This is a genomic window from Neobacillus sp. NPDC097160 (assembly GCF_044762155.1).
Lineage (GTDB): Bacteria > Bacillota > Bacilli > Bacillales > Cytobacillaceae > Neobacillus.
The window spans coordinates 243,661-262,346 of sequence record NZ_JBIWDU010000009.1 but is presented as its reverse complement, the minus strand read 5'-3'; the positions used below and the strand labels follow the sequence as shown (position 1 = coordinate 262,346).

Genomic DNA, 18,686 nt, shown 5'->3' with positions numbered 1-18,686 from the left:
TGCATGTATTAGGCACGCCGCCAGCGTTCGTCCTGAGCCAGGATCAAACTCTCCAAGAAAGTTGATTAGCTCATTTGTTACGTTGGCTTAGCTTCTTATGAAGCTAATAATTTATTGTTTGTTGACGTTTTTGTTTGTTTAGTTTTCAAAGAGCAAGTTCGTTACTTCGTTCAGAAGCAACTTTATTACTATATCATCTCGCTTTTAGAATGTCAATCATTATTTTAAAATAATATTCATTCGAATCAGCGAGGTTTTTATTTTATCAAACAGCTCTGTTGCTGTCAACTGATGTAGGAATTCTTTAAGTAAGCCAATATGCTAATTCTTTAATAACCCTCATCAGGATTACTATATTACTATTATCTTTCACCTGAGTCAACTACTATTTTTACTTTAAGAATAATAAGAGAAATTTAGTAAAAGATAAAATGTACATTTTACCTTGAGGAGTTCGGTTATGAAGCAAGCTCTCTTTGAAAAAATTAAAAATGATCAACCTTCAACAAATGATGATTTTACCTTGGATACCCGCGTAGAGTTCATTAAAAATTCTTTCTGCAAATCTGAAGACTTACTAATGATCCCCATTTTATATAAAGAAATGAAAGGAGTCATCGTTTATTTAGCCACCATTGCTGACTCAGAAAAAATCCAAGAAAGTATCTTATTCCCTTTCATAAAATATCGTGAATTAGACATAGGTGACATCCCATTTACGACAGAAACACAGAGTAAAATAAATCTTAGCGATTCTATTAATGCTCTGTTACGAGGAAATTCAGTTGTCGTTATTGAAGGAAGCGAAAAAATCTTTTCTTTTAACACAAAAAAAGATTTTTCCCGCAGCCCCAAAGAACCTGATAGTGAAAAAACGGTACGAGGATCACATATCGGTTTTGTTGAAAACCTCTCGACAAATATAGGGTTTATCAGACAAGGGATTGAGAACACTAATCTTAGAATTATTTACCATCGGAAGGGCCAATACACAAACACTAAAATTGCCGTTATGTATATAGAAGGACTCACCAATCCGAATCTAATAAAGACACTAGAAGAAAGACTTCAAACCATTTCCACAGATATGACTTTTAGCCCTGGGTACTTAGAAGAGTTAGTTGAAGATATGCCATTATCTCCATTTCCGCATATCCTTTACACGGAAAGGCTTGATCGGACAATTGCCCAATTAATAGAAGGGAGAATCGTCATTTTGTCTGAAGGAAGTGCAGATGCGCTTGTTCTTCCAGTATCATTTTTTTCTTTTTTCCAAACGACAGATGATTACAACAGCCGCATCATTACAGGCTCTGTGTTTCGCCTTTTGAGAGTAACAAGTTTTTTCTTCTCGCTTCTATTACCTGCTTTATATATTGCGATTATCGGATTCCATTTTGAGATTATCCCGAATGAAATTTTAGTTCTGGTTAAAAACTCAGTAGAGAACATTCCGTTTCCACCGTTAATTGAAGCGATGATTACAGCATTTACGATTGAATTAATTCGAGAAGCTGGAATTCGTCTTCCCACCCCAATCGGGCAAACAATCGGTATTGTCGGTGGTTTAATTATCGGGGATGCGATTGTTTCTGCAGGATTAATATCGAATGTGATGGTAATCGTGATAGCACTTACGTCTATTTCTTCGTTTACAATCGCATCCTATGAAATGAGTAATACGGTTAGGCTCTTAACCTTTCCAATTATGGTTCTTGCCGCTAGCTTTGGGTTTGTCGGAATCATATTTGCGTTAATGTTTATCATTGGCCATCTCTGTAAACTGGAGTCTTTGGGAACGCCTTATTTCACCCCGATTGCCCCCTTTAATTTACAAGGGTTGAAGGATGCAATCATTCGATTTCCAATATGGATGTTAAAGCAAAGGCCAAGAGAGTTACGTGTTAAAAATAAAATTCGACTAAATCGACCAAGAAGATGGGAAAAAAATGAAAAATGAAAACCAAATCACCAAGCTCCAGATGATCACCTTTTTAATCCAGACGCAAATTGGAGTGGCCTTTCTTTCTCTTCCTTACGACATTCACAAATTCGCCAAAGGGGATAGTTGGATTTCACTTCTTTTAACAGGTGTGTTTATGGAGATCCTTGTTATCCTCTATTTTATTTTATGTAACCGTTTCCCTAATCAGCATTTATTTCAACTCCTTGAATCGATTTTAGGAAAGGTGATTGGAAAGTGCTTCACCCTTTTTTATACTGGTTATTTCTTATTAACCGGCTCAACCATTCTCGTTTTATTTGTCTTTATTTTAAAAAAATGGATGCTGCCGTATACTCCCTATTGGGTCATCCTTTTGTTGATGGTATCCATCGGAATCTATATTGCTGTCGAAAACTTGAAGGTCATCGCAAGGTTTTACTTTATCGCCTCTTTGGTGTTGATTGTGTTTATCATCATCCCTCCTATTGCTTTTAAAGATGGCAATATCAATTACATTATGCCTATAGGTCATTCAGGTATGATGAATATACTGAAGGGAGCCGGGCATGCTACGTTAGCATGGCAAGGCATGGAAATGTTCCTTATATTATCTCCGTTTGTTTCGGCAACTGGAAAAAAGAAATTTAAAGCTTTTAGCTTGGTAAACTTATTTATTACCTTTTTTTACACATTCCTAACCTTTGTCTGCTTAATTTACTTCAGTGATGACCAAATGGGGTTATTTCCTCAGCCTGTTCTTTATTTATTAAAATCTTTTTCGTTTAAAATCATTGAACGGCCAGATTTAGTCATCATTTCATTCTGGATTATTTTAGTAGCGACATCATTTATCAGCTATCTTTACGGTGCATCCTTAGCAGGCACTTTTCTAGTTAAAAAATGGTCAAGACAATCTTTTGTTTATTTATCAGCCTTTATTTGCTTTGTCTTTGCCCTATTTTTTAATGGTGAAAAAGAAATAGAGCAAATAACGAAATACACTACCTATGCTGGTTTCATCTTCTTGATGGCCATACCTGTATTTCTTTTAATTTTTTCCCTGCTAGTTAAAAAACGGCAGAAGGGTGAATTCAATGAGAAGAACTAGTAAGCGGTTGATTGTTTTCATTTTTATCCCCCTTTTATTAACAGGCTGTTGGGATCAAAGGCTATTAAAAGAGCAAAAATTAATCATGCTTATTGGGTACGATATCAATCCTAACGGTGAGGTAATCGCAAATACATCGTACCCTATTGGCAAAAGAGCGTTAGAAAATAATATTTCTTCAGCATCTTCGAGAAGCACCATTCTAACTACATCCGGGAGGACAGCTTTAGACACCCTCCTGCATGCCGACCTAAATATTTCAGAAAGAATTGATACCTCTAAAGTTCAAGTGATCTTTTTTGGCGAAAAAATGGCGAAAAAAGGGATCTATCAGGAGCTCGATAACATTTATCGGAACCCAAAAGGCGCTCTTAGTGCAAAAGCGGTGATTATTGAAGGAGAAGCAGCGGCCGCCATTCGCTTAAAACAGGAGGAAGCAGATATAAACGGACAATATTATGCTGAATTCTTAAAAAGCGGTGAAGCAACCGGTTTTTTTACAGACTATAATGTTCAATCAGTCTGTCCTTTATTGCTTAAACATACAAAGGATCCATTGCTGCCGCTTCTCAACGTTCATTATGAGAAACATCGGGCACGTTCGGTAGGTATGGCACTATTTGATAATGAAAAAATGACAGGGAAACTTAATATTCCAGAATCAAAAATGTTTTTACTGCTTAATGGAACCAAAAAACAGAAGGTTTCATTTTTGGTGAAAATAAATCAACAAGAGAAAGAAATTCAAAAGGATTTTGTCGTCGTCGAAGTGATCAATACCCGTCAAAAAACAAAATTAACGGTGAAAAATGACGTTGCTTCCGCGAATTTATCTGTAAAGCTGCAATATCGAATAACAGAGTATCCGAAAAATCATTTAACGAAACCACTGCTATTAAATCAGCTAAATAAAGAAATAAAGAATACTTTAACGAAAACTGCCGAATCAACGATTGCAAAATTACAGGAAGCGAATTGTGATGGATTTGGCATTGAAGAGAAAATAAGGGCCGATCATCATCAACTGTGGGAGAAAAAATACAAAAATGCAGCCCTTAAAGAGATCCCGATTAAGGCAGACCTGCAATTTGAACTAATTAATACCGGAATCATTAATTAATAGAGAGGTTCACCCTATAGCACCTAAATAGGATATATTATACAATTACTATAAGATATCCAAAAAAAGTGTGGTGAATCCTTTGTTTAAACTATTATTAATTGAAGATGATGTTACATTATTTCATGAAATAAAAGAACGGTTAATAGGCTGGTCTTATGACGTTTATGGAATTACGGATTTCAGCAAGGTCATGGAGGAATTTACAGCGGTAAAGCCTGATTTAGTGGTGATTGATATCCAATTGCCAAAATTTGATGGTTTTCATTGGTGCCGAATGATCCGCTCCCATTCGAATGTTCCGATTCTATTTTTATCCTCACGAGACCATCCGACTGATATGGTGATGTCGATGCAGCTTGGTGCAGACGATTTTATTCAAAAACCGTTTCATTTTGATGTACTGATCGCGAAAATCCAGGCGATTCTTCGCCGCGTCTATAATTACAATACTGAGCAAATGACCCTCAAAACATGGTGCGGCGCAACGGTGGATTATGAGAAAAACATCGTCAGTAATGCTGCGGGTACGGTTGAACTAACGAAGAATGAAACGTTTATCTTAAAACGGCTGATTGAGCAAAAAAATAAAATTGTCAGCCGTGAGGACTTAATTAAAAGCCTGTGGGAGGATGAACGCTTTGTCAGTGATAATACCTTAACGGTCAATGTCAATCGGCTGAGAAAAAGATTAGACGAGCTATCTCTAGGAAGTTTTATTGAAACAAAGGTTGGCCAGGGCTATATCGCGATTGAAGAGGCAAATAGTTATGATTAAGAACTATTTCGTTGAAAGGCGCAGCTGGATCCTTCTATTTTTCGTTATTCAAGTACTCATTCTTTTTATAGCTTACCTTGATACGGCACTGCCATTGATGCCATTCTTCTATATTATCTTCCTATCAACGCTTGTTTTTTGTATCTTTTTGATTTTTCGCTATCATAAGGAAACAAAGTTTTACAAAAGTTTAATGGAATGGGAAAGCAATCTTGATTTAACCACAATAGCGGAGCCTGAAAGCCCGTTTGAAAAAATGATTGAACAAAGCATCGTGAACCAGACCGAGCTGCTTAAAAAAGAAGCTTCGGAAAACCTGCTGATGTTAGAACAGGAAAAGGATGACCTGTTAGCCTGGATTCATGAAGTCAAGACCCCGTTAACGGCGATGCATTTAATGATTGAACGCATGGACGATGAACGGACGCGTGCACAATTAACCCATGAATGGTTAAGAATCCACCTCCTGCTTGACCAACAGCTTCACCAAAAGCGCATCCCCTTCATGGAAAATGATTTATATATAGAAGAAACTGATTTAAAGGGGTTACTTTTTAAAGAGATTAAAACGTTACAATCTTGGTGTATGCAAAAAGGGATTGGCTTTGATGTTGAATTAGGGGTTCCTTCTGTCTTGACTGATGCCAAGTGGCTCGCCTTTATCATCAGACAGCTGTTGACAAATGCAGTGAAATACAGTGACTCATCCGACATCCTCATTAAAAGCTATCAGAAAGCTGGACAAAAGATCCTTGAGGTGACGGATTTCGGACGCGGCATCGACCCTAAAGACTTGCCGCGCATATTTGAAAAGGGCTTTACTTCGACCACGTCTCATCACGATAATGCTGCAACAGGTATGGGGTTATATTTAACGAGGAGAATCGCAAAGCCTTTATTAATCAATATTGATGTCCACTCACAACTTGGAGAAGGAACCACTTTTACGTTAACCTTTCCAATAAGTAATGAATTCGTCCATATTGCAGGCATGTGACAACAATGTCACATGCTTTTCTTATTTGTTCGCGCAATCGAAGGATTGGAATCTTCATGCTATTTATAATAAAGGTATCGATTAAGAGGAGCGTGTTAGCATGCATATTTTAGAAGCCAATAAACTTCACAAAAGCTATGGCAATAAAATAAATAAACAAGAAGTATTAAAGGGAATTGATATTCGTGTTGAAAAAGGGGAATTTGTGAGCATCATGGGTGCCTCCGGTTCCGGAAAGACAACCTTGCTCAATGTTCTTTCCTCCATTGACAAGGTCAGCGGCGGGACAATCAAAATTGAAGGAAAAGAAATGACAACGATGAAGGAGCGTCAGCTGGCTGAATTCCGCAAGCATCATTTAGGGTTTATTTTTCAAGATTATAACTTGCTGGATACATTGACAGTCAAAGAAAATATTCTCTTGCCGTTATCGATTTCGAAAGTTTCAAAAAGAGCAGCGGATCAAATGTTTCAGGCAGTGGCAGCGGAACTGGGGATTTCCGACATCAAGGATAAGTATCCAAATGAAATTTCCGGCGGTCAAAAACAGCGGACTTCTGCCGCAAGGGCGTTTATTCATGAACCAAGCATTATTTTTGCTGACGAGCCAACCGGTGCCCTCGATTCAAAATCTGCTTCCGATTTGCTTAACAAATTAAGCGAGATGAATCAAAACCGCCAGGCAACAATTATCATGGTTACCCATGACCCGGTGGCAGCAAGCTTCAGCAGCAGGGTTATTTTTATCAAGGACGGACAGATATACACGCAATTAAATAAGGGCGAACAATCAAGACAGACGTTCTTTAAAGACATCATGAAAACGCAAGGTGTATTGGGTGGTGTGCCAAATGAGCGTTAATTATCTCGTTTTTCGAAACTTGAAAAAGAATTTGAAAAATTATTATCTCTATGTGTTTGCGCTGATCTTTAGCGTTGCCCTATATTTCGCCTTTGTCACCCTGCAATATGACCCTGCGATGAATGAAACGAAAGACTCCATTAAAGGGGCCGCAGCAATTAAGGCAGCATCCGTTTTACTTGTTGCGATTGTCTCGATCTTTCTGCTTTATGCTAATAACATCTTTATTAAACGGCGCAGCAAGGAAATTGGGTTATTTCAATTAATCGGGATGACCAAAATGAAAATTTTCAACATCCTTACGGCTGAGAATTTTATCCTTTATTTTGGTTCGTTGGTTATTGGGATCTTTATCGGTTTTTCCGTTTCAAGGCTCATTCTCATGATTTTGTTTAAAATCACGGGTATTGATGCAATCGCCGCCCTTCATTTTTCTTCGAAGGCACTGGTTCAAACCGTTGTGGTGTTTTGTGTCATCTACCTGTTTATTATGCTGATGAACTATGTATTTATAAAAAGGCAGAGTATCCTATCCTTATTTAGAGTGGTTTCATCGACTGAAGGTAAAGTGAAAAAGATGTCTATCTTCGAAATCATCATCGGGATTATTGGTGTGGTTTCGATCATTTCAGGCTACTATATTTCGACAAAATTATTAAGCGGCAATTTTACCACGGTAACTGAACTTTTTGGAGCGATGATATTTATTCTCGGATCGGTTATTATTGGAACCTATCTTTTTTACAAAGGGTCTGTCAGCTTTATCTTTAATGTCATTCGGAAAAAGAAGGACGGTTATTTAAATATTAATCAAGTATTATCACTATCCTCGATTATGTTTCGGATGAAATCGAATGCTTTATTATTAACGATCATTACGACCCTATCGGCGCTAGCGATTGGTTTATTATCGTTAAGTTATATCTCTTACTATTCAGCAGAAAAAACGGCTGAAAATCAGGTTGCCGGGGATTTTTCATTTGTCACGGCGGAAGATGCAACGAAGTTTACGAAGGTTTTAACTGTGGAGGATATTCCGTTTAGCGAAAGAAAAATTGACGTTATTCAGGTGGATGCGAATCTTAAGGAGATCTTGGGAAACCTAAATGGATTAATGGTCGATCCAAAGGCTATGACGATTCCTGTTATTAGTGATAAAGCGGTTAAAAATATCGATGTTTCTAAGAAGGAAACTATTTTTACCGGATATAATGATTTGCTGCAAAAATTTATGAGTCTTAAGGATTCTGGTCCTATCGAATTGAAGGGGCAAAACGAAGCAATTCCACTCAACTACTTAGGCTTAAAAAAGGATACCGTCATTTCCGGTTATTTTACGAACGGCGGGCAGCCGATTGCCATTGTTGATGAAACAGTGTTCGAGCGGTTACAGAAGGATGTAAATCCAGAAATCCAGAAAGTATCTTCGCTGTTTATCGGGATTACGTTAAAAGATGAAGACAATCTTGAAAAGGCAAATGATCTTTTTAAAAAGATGAATAATAGTGAAGACAGCGCCAATTCTTCACGGTTGGAAATCAGTAATGGGCAGAAACAAATAATGGGCCTTGTGATGTTTATCGTCGGCTTTTTGGGTTTAACCTTTCTGATTACATCCGGTTGTATTCTTTATTTTAAACAAATGGGTGAAAGTGAAGAAGAAAAACCGAATTATACAATCCTGAGAAAGCTTGGTTTTACTCAGGGTGACCTGCTAAAAGGTATTCGGGCAAAACAGGTGTTTAATTTCGGCATTCCATTAGTCGTTGGACTCTTCCACAGCTATTTCGCCGTCCAATCAGGCTGGTTTTTATTCGGTACCGAGGTATGGACACCGATGATAATCGTCATGGTGATCTATACAGGATTGTACTCGATTTTCGGTATCCTGTCTGTTCTTTATTATAAGAAAGTGATTAAAGAGGCACTTTAGCATAGTATTTTTACGAAGAGTAAGCTCCAGGCCAAACAGGCACTGGAGCTTTTACTTTGAATGGTAAAGGGGCGGAGCGCCGCAAAAGCGAATCAGAATAGACAAGTTCAGCGGATAGTATACATTTTTTACAATCAATGAAGCTAAGCTTGGCTCTGCTCACACCGCCTTTATTAGGTGACTACGGCTAGTTCTCTGAATCTATTTCCATGATAGATGGTGGCGTGGAACGCCAAATTGGTTTTGTAAAAAATTATCGGGTGTCAGGCACCGTTTTGCTTTTTATAAAAGCGGTCTCTGACTCTTTTCAACCGGGCGTGATAACTCAGAATGTCCAGCCGGGCTTTTTCTGCTTCTGGTGCTATTGGCCGAAGCTTTTCCAACTCCCAATAATCAACAATCACATCTAAAACTTGATCAAAATATTCCAATGGACCGTAATTTGCTTCTTTTGCAATAATGGACATGCGGTCTTCAAAGTCAGGCATGACAGTCCCAGGCATTTGAAAGTTCATAATAACATTTCCCAAATGGTAACAATAGTTAGGTTCTAATTGCAGATGAAATTTAATAACATCTCTGTAAAAGGCATAATGCAATGTTTCATCCTTTGCTAGACGCCGGAGTAAACTAGACAAATCCTTATCATGCGATCCAGCCACTTTAGCCACATTATTATAAAACACCATGGTTGCCAATTCTTGCAGCGATGTATACACCATCGTTTCAAAAGGTGTATGGTAATCCGGATTCCAGCCATTCTCAACCGTTTGTTTATGTAATTGGTGGAGGCGCTTCGGATCGACATTGCGTGTGATTAAAAGATACGTTTCAAGCAAGTTTGAATGCTGGTCCTCTTCCGCTGTCCACGTATGAACAAAATCTTTAATAACCGTTAAAGAGCCTTTAAAGGTTTGATCCAGATGAGAGGTGAACCAAGGCAGGTTTACCTCAGTTAAAAGCGCTGTTTCAACTGCAGTAACAACGGATGCAGGAAGTGTGACCTGACTTTCATCCCACGGAACACGTCGGAAGTCCATTGCCTTATCCCACGGCAAGAAATCATGATAACCCCAATCTATTTTTTCAGCCCGCTTTTTATGTGCTTCATATAATTCTATAAGTTTAGGCTCCAACCGAAAGTCCAAATCATTTGTTAACATCGTAATCCCTCCATTTGTGTTGATCATTTGTTTTCATATTTTAACGAACATTCTTTTAAAAATAGTTCGGATATTCCCCCTGTAAAATGTCCTCAAATCAACTTCGTTTTGTTATATCTGATATTAGTACCTGTTACTAATTTAATTATAGCACAACTATTCTGAATCTTACTCACAGGAGGACTTTTCATTTTTCTAGGTGCTTTTTGCTATAATGATAAGGAAATTAGAGAAGAAAGGCTGTATATATGAAAAGGAAATTAACCTTTATCGGAGTAGGAATTCTAGTAGTTTTTCTGGTACTGCTTGGCACCTATAAATTAATGAATTCGAGAACATTCCAATTATTTGGCGGACTAACCGATCAAGTGGAGACGGATCAAAAAGTGGTTGCATTAACTTTTGACGATGGGCCGACAATAATGTCGATCAACTTCTGCCGCTTTTGGATCAATACCACGCAAAGGCGACCTTTTTTCTTATTGGGAATGAGATAAGGGAAAATCCTGAGGAAGCTAAGAAAATAGTAGATGCGGGACATCAAGTTGGTAATCACACCTATTCCCATAAGCGGATGATTTTTAAAACGCCTTCCTATTATAAAGAAGAGATTGAAAAAACAGATCTATTGATTCGCGATGCCGGATTTCAAGGTGAAATTGATGTGCGTCCGCCAAACGGAAAAAAACTGGTAGGTTTACCGCTTAACCTCAAAAAGCATGATCGGGACACCATCACATGGAATTTAGAACCAGATACCCTTTTTACTACCGCATCTGATAAAGTAAAATATGTGCGGGATCAAATTAAGCCAGGTTCGATTATCTTGATTCATCCGATGTATGATAAAACTGGAGAAGAACTGAAAACCATTGAAGGGATTTTACAAGCACTATCTGAGGAAGGGTATAGCTTTGAAACAGTAAATGAACTCCAGAAATTAGAAGGACATAAATGAATCAGTAAAAAACTGAGAAGCAGTTGCTATTCATTTAGCAGATTACACGATTTCTTTATATAGTAGGGTTTTGAAGTTACCCTTTTTTCTAAATGACTTCCAACAAATATCGGGAATTTTAGGATAATCGTAGTAAGTGGCCGGAAATAATGCGTAATCGGAGGAAAGTGCGACTTAGAATCATTCATCAAGCCAATGAAGGACAAAATTCCAAGATTCCCAGCGAAAATGGCCTTCATTAAGCCGATGAAAGACAAAATCTCAAGAATCCTGCGGGAAATGTCCTTCATTGAGCCAATGAAAGACAAAATCCCAAGAATCCCTGCGGAATTGTCCTTCATTAAGCCGATGAAAGACAAAATCTCAAGAATCCTGCCGGAAATGTCCTTCATTGAGCCAATGAAGGACAAAATTCTAAGATTCCCTACGGAATTGTCTTTCATTAAGCCGATGAAGGACAAAATTCCAAGATTCCTGCCGGAAATGTCCTTCATTGAGCCGATGAAAGACAAAGTCTCAAGAATTCCACGGTACCATCATCGATTTAAGAATGCTTTCGTCCGTTCGAATTGCGGGTTGGTCAACACATTAGAAGGATGACCGGTTTCAATAATTTCTCCATTATCCATAAAAATAACTCGGTTTGCTACCTCTTTTGCGAATCCCATTTCATGGGTAACTACAATCATCGTCATGTGCTCTTCAGCAAGGTCCTTCATCACCTGCAGAACTTCGCCGGTTAACTCGGGATCCAGTGCCGAAGTAGGCTCATCAAATAGCAGAATATCAGGATTCATCATCAACGCCCGGGCAATGGCTACCCTTTGTTTTTGGCCGCCTGATAAATGAACCGGGTAAGTACTTTCCCGGCCTTTAAGTCCAATCTTCTGAAGTAGCTCGGCACTGCGCTTACTTATTTCTGCTGCAGATTCCTTTTTCACTAATCGTGGAGCCATTTCTAAATTCTCCTTTACCGTTAGGTGCGGGAACAAATTAAAATGCTGAAACACCATCCCCATCTTGGCGGTAATCTGCTTAATTTCCTGCGGTTTTGCGTAAACCCCGTCCTTTACAAGATCATCACCGGAAACACGGATGCTGCCGGCATTGATTTCTTCTAGGTGGACAAGACTCCTAAGCATCGTACTTTTACCAGATCCAGAGGGGCCAATCACAGCCACTACATCATTTTTATTCACATCAAAGGTAATCTGCTTTAATACTTCCAGCTCGCCATACGACTTTTTTAGATTAGAAACTTCAATGATTGCCATATTCAGTCCCCCTCCCTATTCAAATGTAAATCGCCGTTCAACCAATTTAAAAACATACGTCAGCACAAGCGTCATCAGAAGATAAATGACACCTGCCACCATAAAGGGAACAATCGTAAAATCACGATTCACGGCTGTTTCCGCATAGTGCAATAACTCCGGTACCGCAACGGCATAAAGCAGGGCAGTATCCTTGACCAGTGTAACCGATTCGTTTGCCACTGCTGGAAGGGCAATGCGAAACATTTGCGGTAGAATAATGCGTGTTGTCATTTGCCATTTATTGAAACCGAGGACTTGTGCAGCCTCATATTGACCTTTATCAATAGCCAAAAGCCCGCCGCGAAAAATCTCAGCAAAATAAGCGGCATAGTTTAGGATAAATCCTATACAAGCGGCCACAAAGCGATCCAGCACCAAATACTCCCCGATGACCGGAATCATCGGCAGCCCAAAACAGATCACTAATAGCTGAAGCAGAAGTGGTGTCCCGCGCATTAAATAAATAAAAACTTGTGCAAGCCAGGATAGCGGCTTGAAGCTGCTTTTTACAGCTAGCGTTAACAAAAAGCCCAGCGGAATCGACACTACAATGGCAACTACAAACAAAAGAATCGTCATTTGTGCCCCTTCAAGCATCGGCTTTAGTATGGATAGTATATAATCAAACGACATAGTTGATTTCCTCCAAAAACAAAACAGGGTTCCCTATGGAAATCCTGTTTTGTTCCCTATTTCATTACTTTAATACTTTATCTTCACCAAACCATTTATTCGAAATTTCAGCGGCAGTACCGTCTTCATTCATTTCATCCAGTGCTTTTTGTAACTTGTTCAGCAGTTCCTCATTGCCTTTTTTCACACCTACCCCATACTCTTCAGGAGCAAGGGATTCATCAAGCAATTTAAAAGTACCCTTTTCTTTTGCCATGTAATAATCAATGACAACTTCATCAATCACCACGGCATCTAAGCGCCCGCTCTTAAGGTCATTTAATGCCATCACATTATCGGAGAACTCCGTTACTTCTTTAATCCTGGATTTAATTGGGTTCGCATCCAAGGCATCCGAAGCAGAAGATAAAGATTGAAGTCCGACCACTTTGCCAGCTAAATCGGCCAGTTTGGATACGTTAGAGTCAGCCAATGTGACCACAACCTGAGCATTTTTTAAATAAGGCTTTGTAAATAGAACCTTTTTCTTACGTTCATCGGTGATAGTATAGCCATTCCAGATAAGATCAATGCGGCCGCTGCTTAGTTCGGATTCCTTAGTTTTCCAGTTGATTGGCTGGAATTTAGCCTTCATGCCCATCTTTTCAGTAGCTGCTTTTGCATAGTCAATATCAAAACCTACCAGATTATTATCCTCGTCGCGAAATCCCAGCGGGGCAAATTTATCGTCGATGCCGATTACCACTGTATTATCTTTCTTTTCCTTAGCCCCCGATGTATTGCCCGAGCAGGCCGTTAAAACTGAAAATATCGCCGCGATTACTAGAACCATAGATGCTAGACGTTTCATATGAATAAAACCACCTTTATTGGATTGTAAATTTACTTTAGTGCGTTACCATATTATCATACTAACACATTATAACACTATAATATTTTAAAGTACAATAGCTAAATTGGGTTATACAAAAATACAGAAGTGCACGAATTTACGTCGTAATAAGAGCACGGTGAAATTTGGTGAAAGATTGCTAGAGAGAAAAAAATACAAAGAAACAGCCGCTAAAATAACGACTGCTTTGATTGGTGCTATTTTGGTGCCACCCTTTGTAGCGGGTGGGCTGGTTCCCGTGATTCCTGTTTCCGTATGAAATGGACAAGTCCGTAGACTAGCGGGGTGGTTAGGATGGCTGCTGCAAATTTAAATATATATTGAGTTAGAATCAGGCTTCCTAAGACAGCGATCGGCATTGTTCCGTAAAAGGCAATGCTGATGAAAATGGTTGTATCAATTAATTGGCTAAGCATGGTAGAGGCGTTATTGCGCAGCCATAGCTTTTTCTGACCATGACGTTTTTTTAATTTATTAAATACAAACACGTCCAGGTTTTGGCTTACAGCATAAGAAATTAAGCTCGCAATAATCACGCGAAAACTTCCATTTAAGATTGTTTCGAAGGACCCTTGTTCTTTAAATATTGGTGCTGCAGGCAGATGAATCGTAATCGTAATAAAAATCAGAGCAAGGATTTGTGTAATCAGCCCAGCTTGAACGGTTCTCCGCCCTTCCTTTTTTCCATAAACCTCAACAATCACATCAATGAGTGGGTACGTAAAAATATAAACAATGACAGCGGCAGGCAATATCGCGAAATTCCCAATGCTGAATAGCTTTACAGCAACAATGTTTGCCAGAATTAACAATCCAACAAAAATTCCATTCAAGTAAAATATCATTTCTTTATCCCTTCCTTATCGATTATCGACTTTTTCCGGATAGAGGTCATGGTTCATTAACCGGAAACTGGCCATCTCCTCATACTTAGTGCCAGGTTTTCCGTAATTGCACCATGGGTCAATGGAAATTCCGCCTCTTGGTGTGAACTTCCCCCAAACCTCAATATAGCGTGGATCGAGCAATTTAATTAAATCGTTCATGATGATATTGACACAATCCTCGTGAAAATCGCCGTGATTCCTAAAGCTGAAAAGATATAATTTTAAAGACTTACTCTCGACAATTTTCTGATCTGGAACATACGAAATATACATCGTAGCAAAATCCGGCTGACGGGTCAGCGGGCAAAGACTCGTAAATTCCGGACAATTGAATTTCACGAAATAATCACGCTCCGGGTGCAGATTATCAACTGCCTCTAAGACTTCCGGTGCATATTCAAATGAATAGGTAGTACCTTGATTCCCTAATAATGTTAAATCCTTTAATCCTTCTGTAGGCTTGCGGCCAGACATAAAAAAACCCCCTAGTAAAAATGTGTCCCCCACACTTTTTCAAGAGAGTTTCTTCTGAACATTCTATGCAAACTTTCGGGATAAAAACAAAAAAGCCACGTCCGATATGGACATGGCAGATAGTCATGTATCCATAGTTTTTTATAGAGGGTATCAGCTATGAACCTCTCCCGTTCAAGTACGGGTATTCTTTTCTTTACTATCATAAAGAACAGTTTAGAAAACGTCAAACAAAAATTTTTCCGCCGGATACCATTCAAGACACACTCACTTTAAATAACGTATTGCTGGTATTTTTCAAAATCGTCTTGATTACATTCTACCGTTAACTTGGTGCCATTGTCTTCGTAGCTTGTCGAAAGCACATTTGCATTCTCATTCAGGTAGGAAACTAAGCTGCCGCCATCAAAAGGAATTAACATTTCACAATGGATCGGATTTTTAAAAATATGCTCACTGATCACATCGACTAATTCCTCTATTCCTACACCTTGTTTAGCAGAAAGATAGACGCTCCTTCCCTTAACGGCAGGAAAATCAACATCGGCTAAATCGGACTTATTATATGCAATGATTGTAGGGATTTGATTGATCCCCATCTCTCTTAACGTATTATTCGTCACATTTTTAAGATTTTCATAATGTGGACTTGAAAAATCAACGACATGGATGAGTAAATCCGCTGTTGCTGCTTCCTCAAGGGTCGAACGAAAAGCTTTAACGAGATGATGCGGCAGCTTATCGACAAAGCCAACTGTATCAGCTAGCATAAACGGCAGGTGATTGGCCAATTTTATTTTTCTAACGGACGTATCCAACGTTGCAAATAACATATCTTTCTCAAACACTTGTTTATTCAATGATTGATGGGACCTTCGCAGCATTGCATTCATAATTGTTGATTTGCCGGCATTTGTGTAGCCTACTAGAGAAACAAGCGGCACACCGCTCTTTTTCCGTTGGCTGCGCCGAGTTTCCCGCTGCATGACGAGTGCCTCCAATTCCTTATTCAATTCGGCAATTTTTGCCTCGATTTTTCTGCGGTCGAGTTCTAACTTGGTTTCACCTGCACCTCTATTTTTCAAGCCAACTCCCCCGCCTTGACGGCCTAACGATTCCCGCGAACCAATTATTCTTGGGAGCAAATATTTAAGGCGAGCCACTTCCACCTGGAGCTGCGCCTCTCTCGTTTTAGCCCGTTCGGCAAATATATCTAATATCAACATCGTGCGATCAATGACTTTTCGATCAAGCCCTTCTTCAAGATTTCGAATTTGCGATGCTGATAGCTCATCGTTAAATACGATTAAATCCACATCTGTTTCTTCAAGGAGTAGTTTCGCCTCCTCGATTTTCCCGGTACCAATATAATGTGATTTATTAAGGCGGTTTAAATTTTGAGTGATTTCACCAACGACTTCGATATGACAGGCAGCAGCTAGGTTCTCCAGTTCCTTCATCGAATAGGAAAAATCTGCTTGATGATTGATATTGACACCAACAATAAGCGCTTTTTGTTTTTCTCTCATGGGTAAATTCCTCCATTTCTTTTCTGAAAAAACACAAAAAAACACAGACGACCTATCTGTGCAAAGTAAATGGATGAATCCATCGCGAAAAATACCCGAAAAGGGCATGGAAATAATCTGGTAAGATTGTTGGTCTCAGAATGAAAAATGCCAATTCTTCTTCCACTGATTAAAAAAGGTATAGGAAAACAAGCATTTCTCATATCCCATATTTATTTTTAAAGACAGCAAAAAAGAGGGCCGACTCGCCCCCTCTTTTTCACTTACCGTAAAATAAAGGTTTCCTTGAAAAAGGCAGACCAATCCCATTTACTCTGCACAGCTGGCAGAGACTTGAACGTTATTCAATTAACGGTTCAAATTTTGGAATCGCAATCTGCAAAAATACACTAGGAAAACCTCCATTTCTCTATAATTACTTCAATCATAACATCGAATAAATTGGAAATCAATAGCTTTTTTGGTGTTTATTGGTACCTGACACCACCTAAATTTTTTTATTCCATACAATGTGATATAGGTCAAGTCTTCTGTTGCGAGATTGCCGCAATGAACTCGAACTTCGGGAGCGTCTTAATATTTCTAGGTCGACGTCACCAACTACAACGGTGTCAATATTGGCATCACATTCTCCAACGATTCCATCTCTTGCAAACTCAAAGTCGGAAGGTGAAAAGATTCCAGATTGGGCATACTGAATATCCATGTTCTCCACATGTGTTAAGTTGCCCACCGTCCCTGCAATACAAGTATAAACATTGTTTTCAATCGCCCTAGCTTGGGCACAGTAACGAACACGCAAGTACCCTTGACGATCCTCTGTACAAAATGGAACGAAAATAATATTGGCTCCATTATCAACGGCAATCCTTGCGAGTTCAGGAAATTCGATATCATACGAGATTTGAATAGCAATCTTGCCACAATCCGTGTCAAACACGTTGATTTCATTTCCATCTGATATTCCCCACCATTTCCGCTCATTTTGGGTGGAGTGGATTTTGTACTGTTTCTCAATCGTCCCATTACGTCGGAAGAGAAAACCGACATTGTACACCTCTCCATTCTCCTCAACAAAATGAGATCCACCGACAATGTTGATATTATAGCGGACAGCAAGCTGTGTAAACAATTCAATGTATTTATCCGTATATGTTGCCAGCCGGCGGACAGCCCGGTCCGGTCGCTTTTCTTCAAGAAATGACATTAACTGTGTCGTAAATATCTCCGGGAATACAACAAAGTCTGATCTGAAATCAGCGGCAACATCTACATAATATTCGACCTGTCTGCTAAAGTCCTGAATAGAATCAATTTTTTTCATCATGTACTGTACGGCACAGATTCTAACAGGAAATGCAGTACGATAAATCCGTTTATTTTTTGGCAGATAATCAACATTATTCCATTCCATTAAAGTTGCCACAGAAGCAGAAGCTTTATCATCAGGAAGGTAACTTGTATTAATCCGTTTTATTGTAAACCCCTGCAAAAGCTGAAAGGATAACACTGGGTCATAGATGTTGTGTTTTTCAACAGCTTGAACATATTCACGGGCCGTCATATCATCTTTATATTTGTGATAATTAGGGATTCGCCCGCCGATAATGATACTTTGAAGATTTAATTTAACGGCCAGCTCCTTACGAGCCTCGTAGAGACGATGTCCAAGTTTCATGCGGCGATATTCCGGATCCACCATCACTTCTATCCCATATAAATTGAATCCGTCAGGGTCGTGATTGGTGATATAGCCATTGTCAGTGATCGTATCCCAGGTGTGCTGGTCATCATATTCATTAAAATTAACAATTAAACTTGAACAAGAACCCACAATCCTGTCGTCAAATTCCACACAAAACTGGCCCTCTGGAAATATTCGAATGTGACTGACCAGTTGCTCTCTTTTCCACGGATCCATATTAGGGAAACAGAGTTTCCCAAGTGCAATGATTTCATCAATGTCTTCCAAGCGAATGTTGCGGATTATTATTTTCTTTTCATATCTGGACATATCTGTATCTGGCACATTCTCACACCCTTAATTAGATGACAAATAAATGTGATTGTTATACGTATTTAAGGTTCCCA

Annotated in this window: 16 protein-coding genes, 1 rRNA gene, 1 pseudogene and 1 riboswitch; of the genes and pseudogenes, 8 read left to right on the top strand and 10 right to left on the bottom strand. The window is 39.0% G+C overall.

Going from position 1 to position 18,686, the window contains the following annotated elements:
• Window positions 1–59, bottom strand: a 16S ribosomal RNA gene (locus ACIQXV_RS15125); the annotation flags it as partial.
• Window positions 60–460: 401 nt separating this feature from the next.
• On the opposite strand from ACIQXV_RS15125, the gene ACIQXV_RS15120 reads away from it, so the two are divergent.
• The 7 genes from ACIQXV_RS15120 to ACIQXV_RS15090 all read left to right on the top strand — a co-directional run bounded on the left by ACIQXV_RS15120 (window position 461) and on the right by ACIQXV_RS15090 (window position 8,743).
• Window positions 461–1,960, top strand: coding sequence for a spore germination protein (locus ACIQXV_RS15120; protein WP_402960031.1), 1,500 nt, complete (start codon window positions 461–463; stop codon window positions 1,958–1,960).
• Window positions 1,950–3,053, top strand: a complete 1,104-nt coding sequence (locus ACIQXV_RS15115; protein ID WP_402960030.1) for a GerAB/ArcD/ProY family transporter — start codon at window positions 1,950–1,952, stop codon at window positions 3,051–3,053. Before ACIQXV_RS15120 ends, ACIQXV_RS15115 begins: the two co-directional genes overlap by 11 nt.
• A complete protein-coding gene (locus tag ACIQXV_RS15110) occupies window positions 3,040–4,173 on the top strand; it encodes a Ger(x)C family spore germination protein (RefSeq protein WP_402960029.1) in 1,134 nt (377 codons plus the stop codon). Before ACIQXV_RS15115 ends, ACIQXV_RS15110 begins: the two co-directional genes overlap by 14 nt.
• 82 nt (window positions 4,174–4,255) lie before the next feature.
• A complete protein-coding gene (locus tag ACIQXV_RS15105) occupies window positions 4,256–4,951 on the top strand; it encodes a response regulator transcription factor (protein WP_402960028.1) in 696 nt (231 codons plus the stop codon).
• The gene (locus ACIQXV_RS15100; RefSeq protein WP_402960027.1) at window positions 4,944–5,948 is read left to right on the top strand and encodes a sensor histidine kinase; all 1,005 of its coding nucleotides are present in this window, start codon (window positions 4,944–4,946) and stop codon (window positions 5,946–5,948) included. Before ACIQXV_RS15105 ends, ACIQXV_RS15100 begins: the two co-directional genes overlap by 8 nt.
• Window positions 5,949–6,048: 100 nt before the next feature.
• Entirely contained in the window at window positions 6,049–6,810 is a 762-nt protein-coding gene (locus ACIQXV_RS15095; RefSeq protein WP_402960026.1) for an ABC transporter ATP-binding protein, read from the top strand.
• Entirely contained in the window at window positions 6,800–8,743 is a 1,944-nt protein-coding gene (locus tag ACIQXV_RS15090; RefSeq protein WP_402960025.1) for an FtsX-like permease family protein, read from the top strand. The genes ACIQXV_RS15095 and ACIQXV_RS15090 overlap by 11 nt, the downstream gene beginning before the upstream one ends.
• A gap of 263 nt (window positions 8,744–9,006) precedes the next feature.
• On the opposite strand, the gene ACIQXV_RS15085 is transcribed toward ACIQXV_RS15090, so the two are convergent.
• Entirely contained in the window at window positions 9,007–9,906 is a 900-nt protein-coding gene (locus tag ACIQXV_RS15085; RefSeq protein ID WP_402960024.1) for an acyl-ACP desaturase, read from the bottom strand.
• A 248-nt stretch (window positions 9,907–10,154) separates the two neighbouring features.
• Between ACIQXV_RS15085 and ACIQXV_RS15080 the strand changes: the two are divergent.
• Window positions 10,155–10,864 (top strand): annotated as a pseudogene (locus tag ACIQXV_RS15080) (polysaccharide deacetylase family protein).
• Window positions 10,865–10,890: 26 nt separating this feature from the next.
• Here ACIQXV_RS15080 and ACIQXV_RS15075 read toward each other — a convergent pair.
• The 8 genes from ACIQXV_RS15075 to ACIQXV_RS15040 all read right to left on the bottom strand — a co-directional run bounded on the left by ACIQXV_RS15075 (window position 10,891) and on the right by ACIQXV_RS15040 (window position 18,609).
• Window positions 10,891–11,376: a hypothetical protein gene (locus tag ACIQXV_RS15075; protein ID WP_402960023.1), complete on the bottom strand. Its 486-nt coding sequence runs from the start codon at window positions 11,374–11,376 to the stop codon at window positions 10,891–10,893.
• Window positions 11,377–11,400: 24 nt separating this feature from the next.
• Window positions 11,401–12,138, bottom strand: a complete 738-nt coding sequence (locus tag ACIQXV_RS15070) for an amino acid ABC transporter ATP-binding protein (RefSeq protein ID WP_402960022.1) — start codon at window positions 12,136–12,138, stop codon at window positions 11,401–11,403.
• A gap of 15 nt (window positions 12,139–12,153) precedes the next feature.
• Window positions 12,154–12,813: an amino acid ABC transporter permease gene (locus ACIQXV_RS15065; protein WP_402960021.1), complete on the bottom strand. Its 660-nt coding sequence runs from the start codon at window positions 12,811–12,813 to the stop codon at window positions 12,154–12,156.
• Window positions 12,814–12,877: 64 nt separating this feature from the next.
• A complete protein-coding gene (locus ACIQXV_RS15060) occupies window positions 12,878–13,663 on the bottom strand; it encodes an amino acid ABC transporter substrate-binding protein (protein WP_402960020.1) in 786 nt (261 codons plus the stop codon).
• 239 nt (window positions 13,664–13,902) lie between these two features.
• Window positions 13,903–14,550, bottom strand: coding sequence for a queuosine precursor transporter (locus ACIQXV_RS15055; protein WP_402960019.1), 648 nt, complete (start codon window positions 14,548–14,550; stop codon window positions 13,903–13,905).
• A gap of 15 nt (window positions 14,551–14,565) precedes the next feature.
• On the bottom strand, window positions 14,566–15,066 hold the full coding sequence (gene queF, locus ACIQXV_RS15050) for a preQ(1) synthase (protein ID WP_402960018.1): 501 nt from the start codon (window positions 15,064–15,066) through the stop codon (window positions 14,566–14,568).
• 127 nt (window positions 15,067–15,193) lie between these two features.
• Window positions 15,194–15,240, bottom strand: a riboswitch (PreQ1 riboswitch).
• Between the two features lie 98 nt (window positions 15,241–15,338).
• A complete protein-coding gene (gene hflX, locus ACIQXV_RS15045; protein WP_402960017.1) occupies window positions 15,339–16,595 on the bottom strand; it encodes a GTPase HflX in 1,257 nt (418 codons plus the stop codon).
• A gap of 487 nt (window positions 16,596–17,082) precedes the next feature.
• Window positions 17,083–18,609, bottom strand: a complete 1,527-nt coding sequence (locus ACIQXV_RS15040; protein WP_402960048.1) for a GNAT family N-acetyltransferase — start codon at window positions 18,607–18,609, stop codon at window positions 17,083–17,085.
• Window positions 18,610–18,686 lie beyond the last annotated feature (77 nt).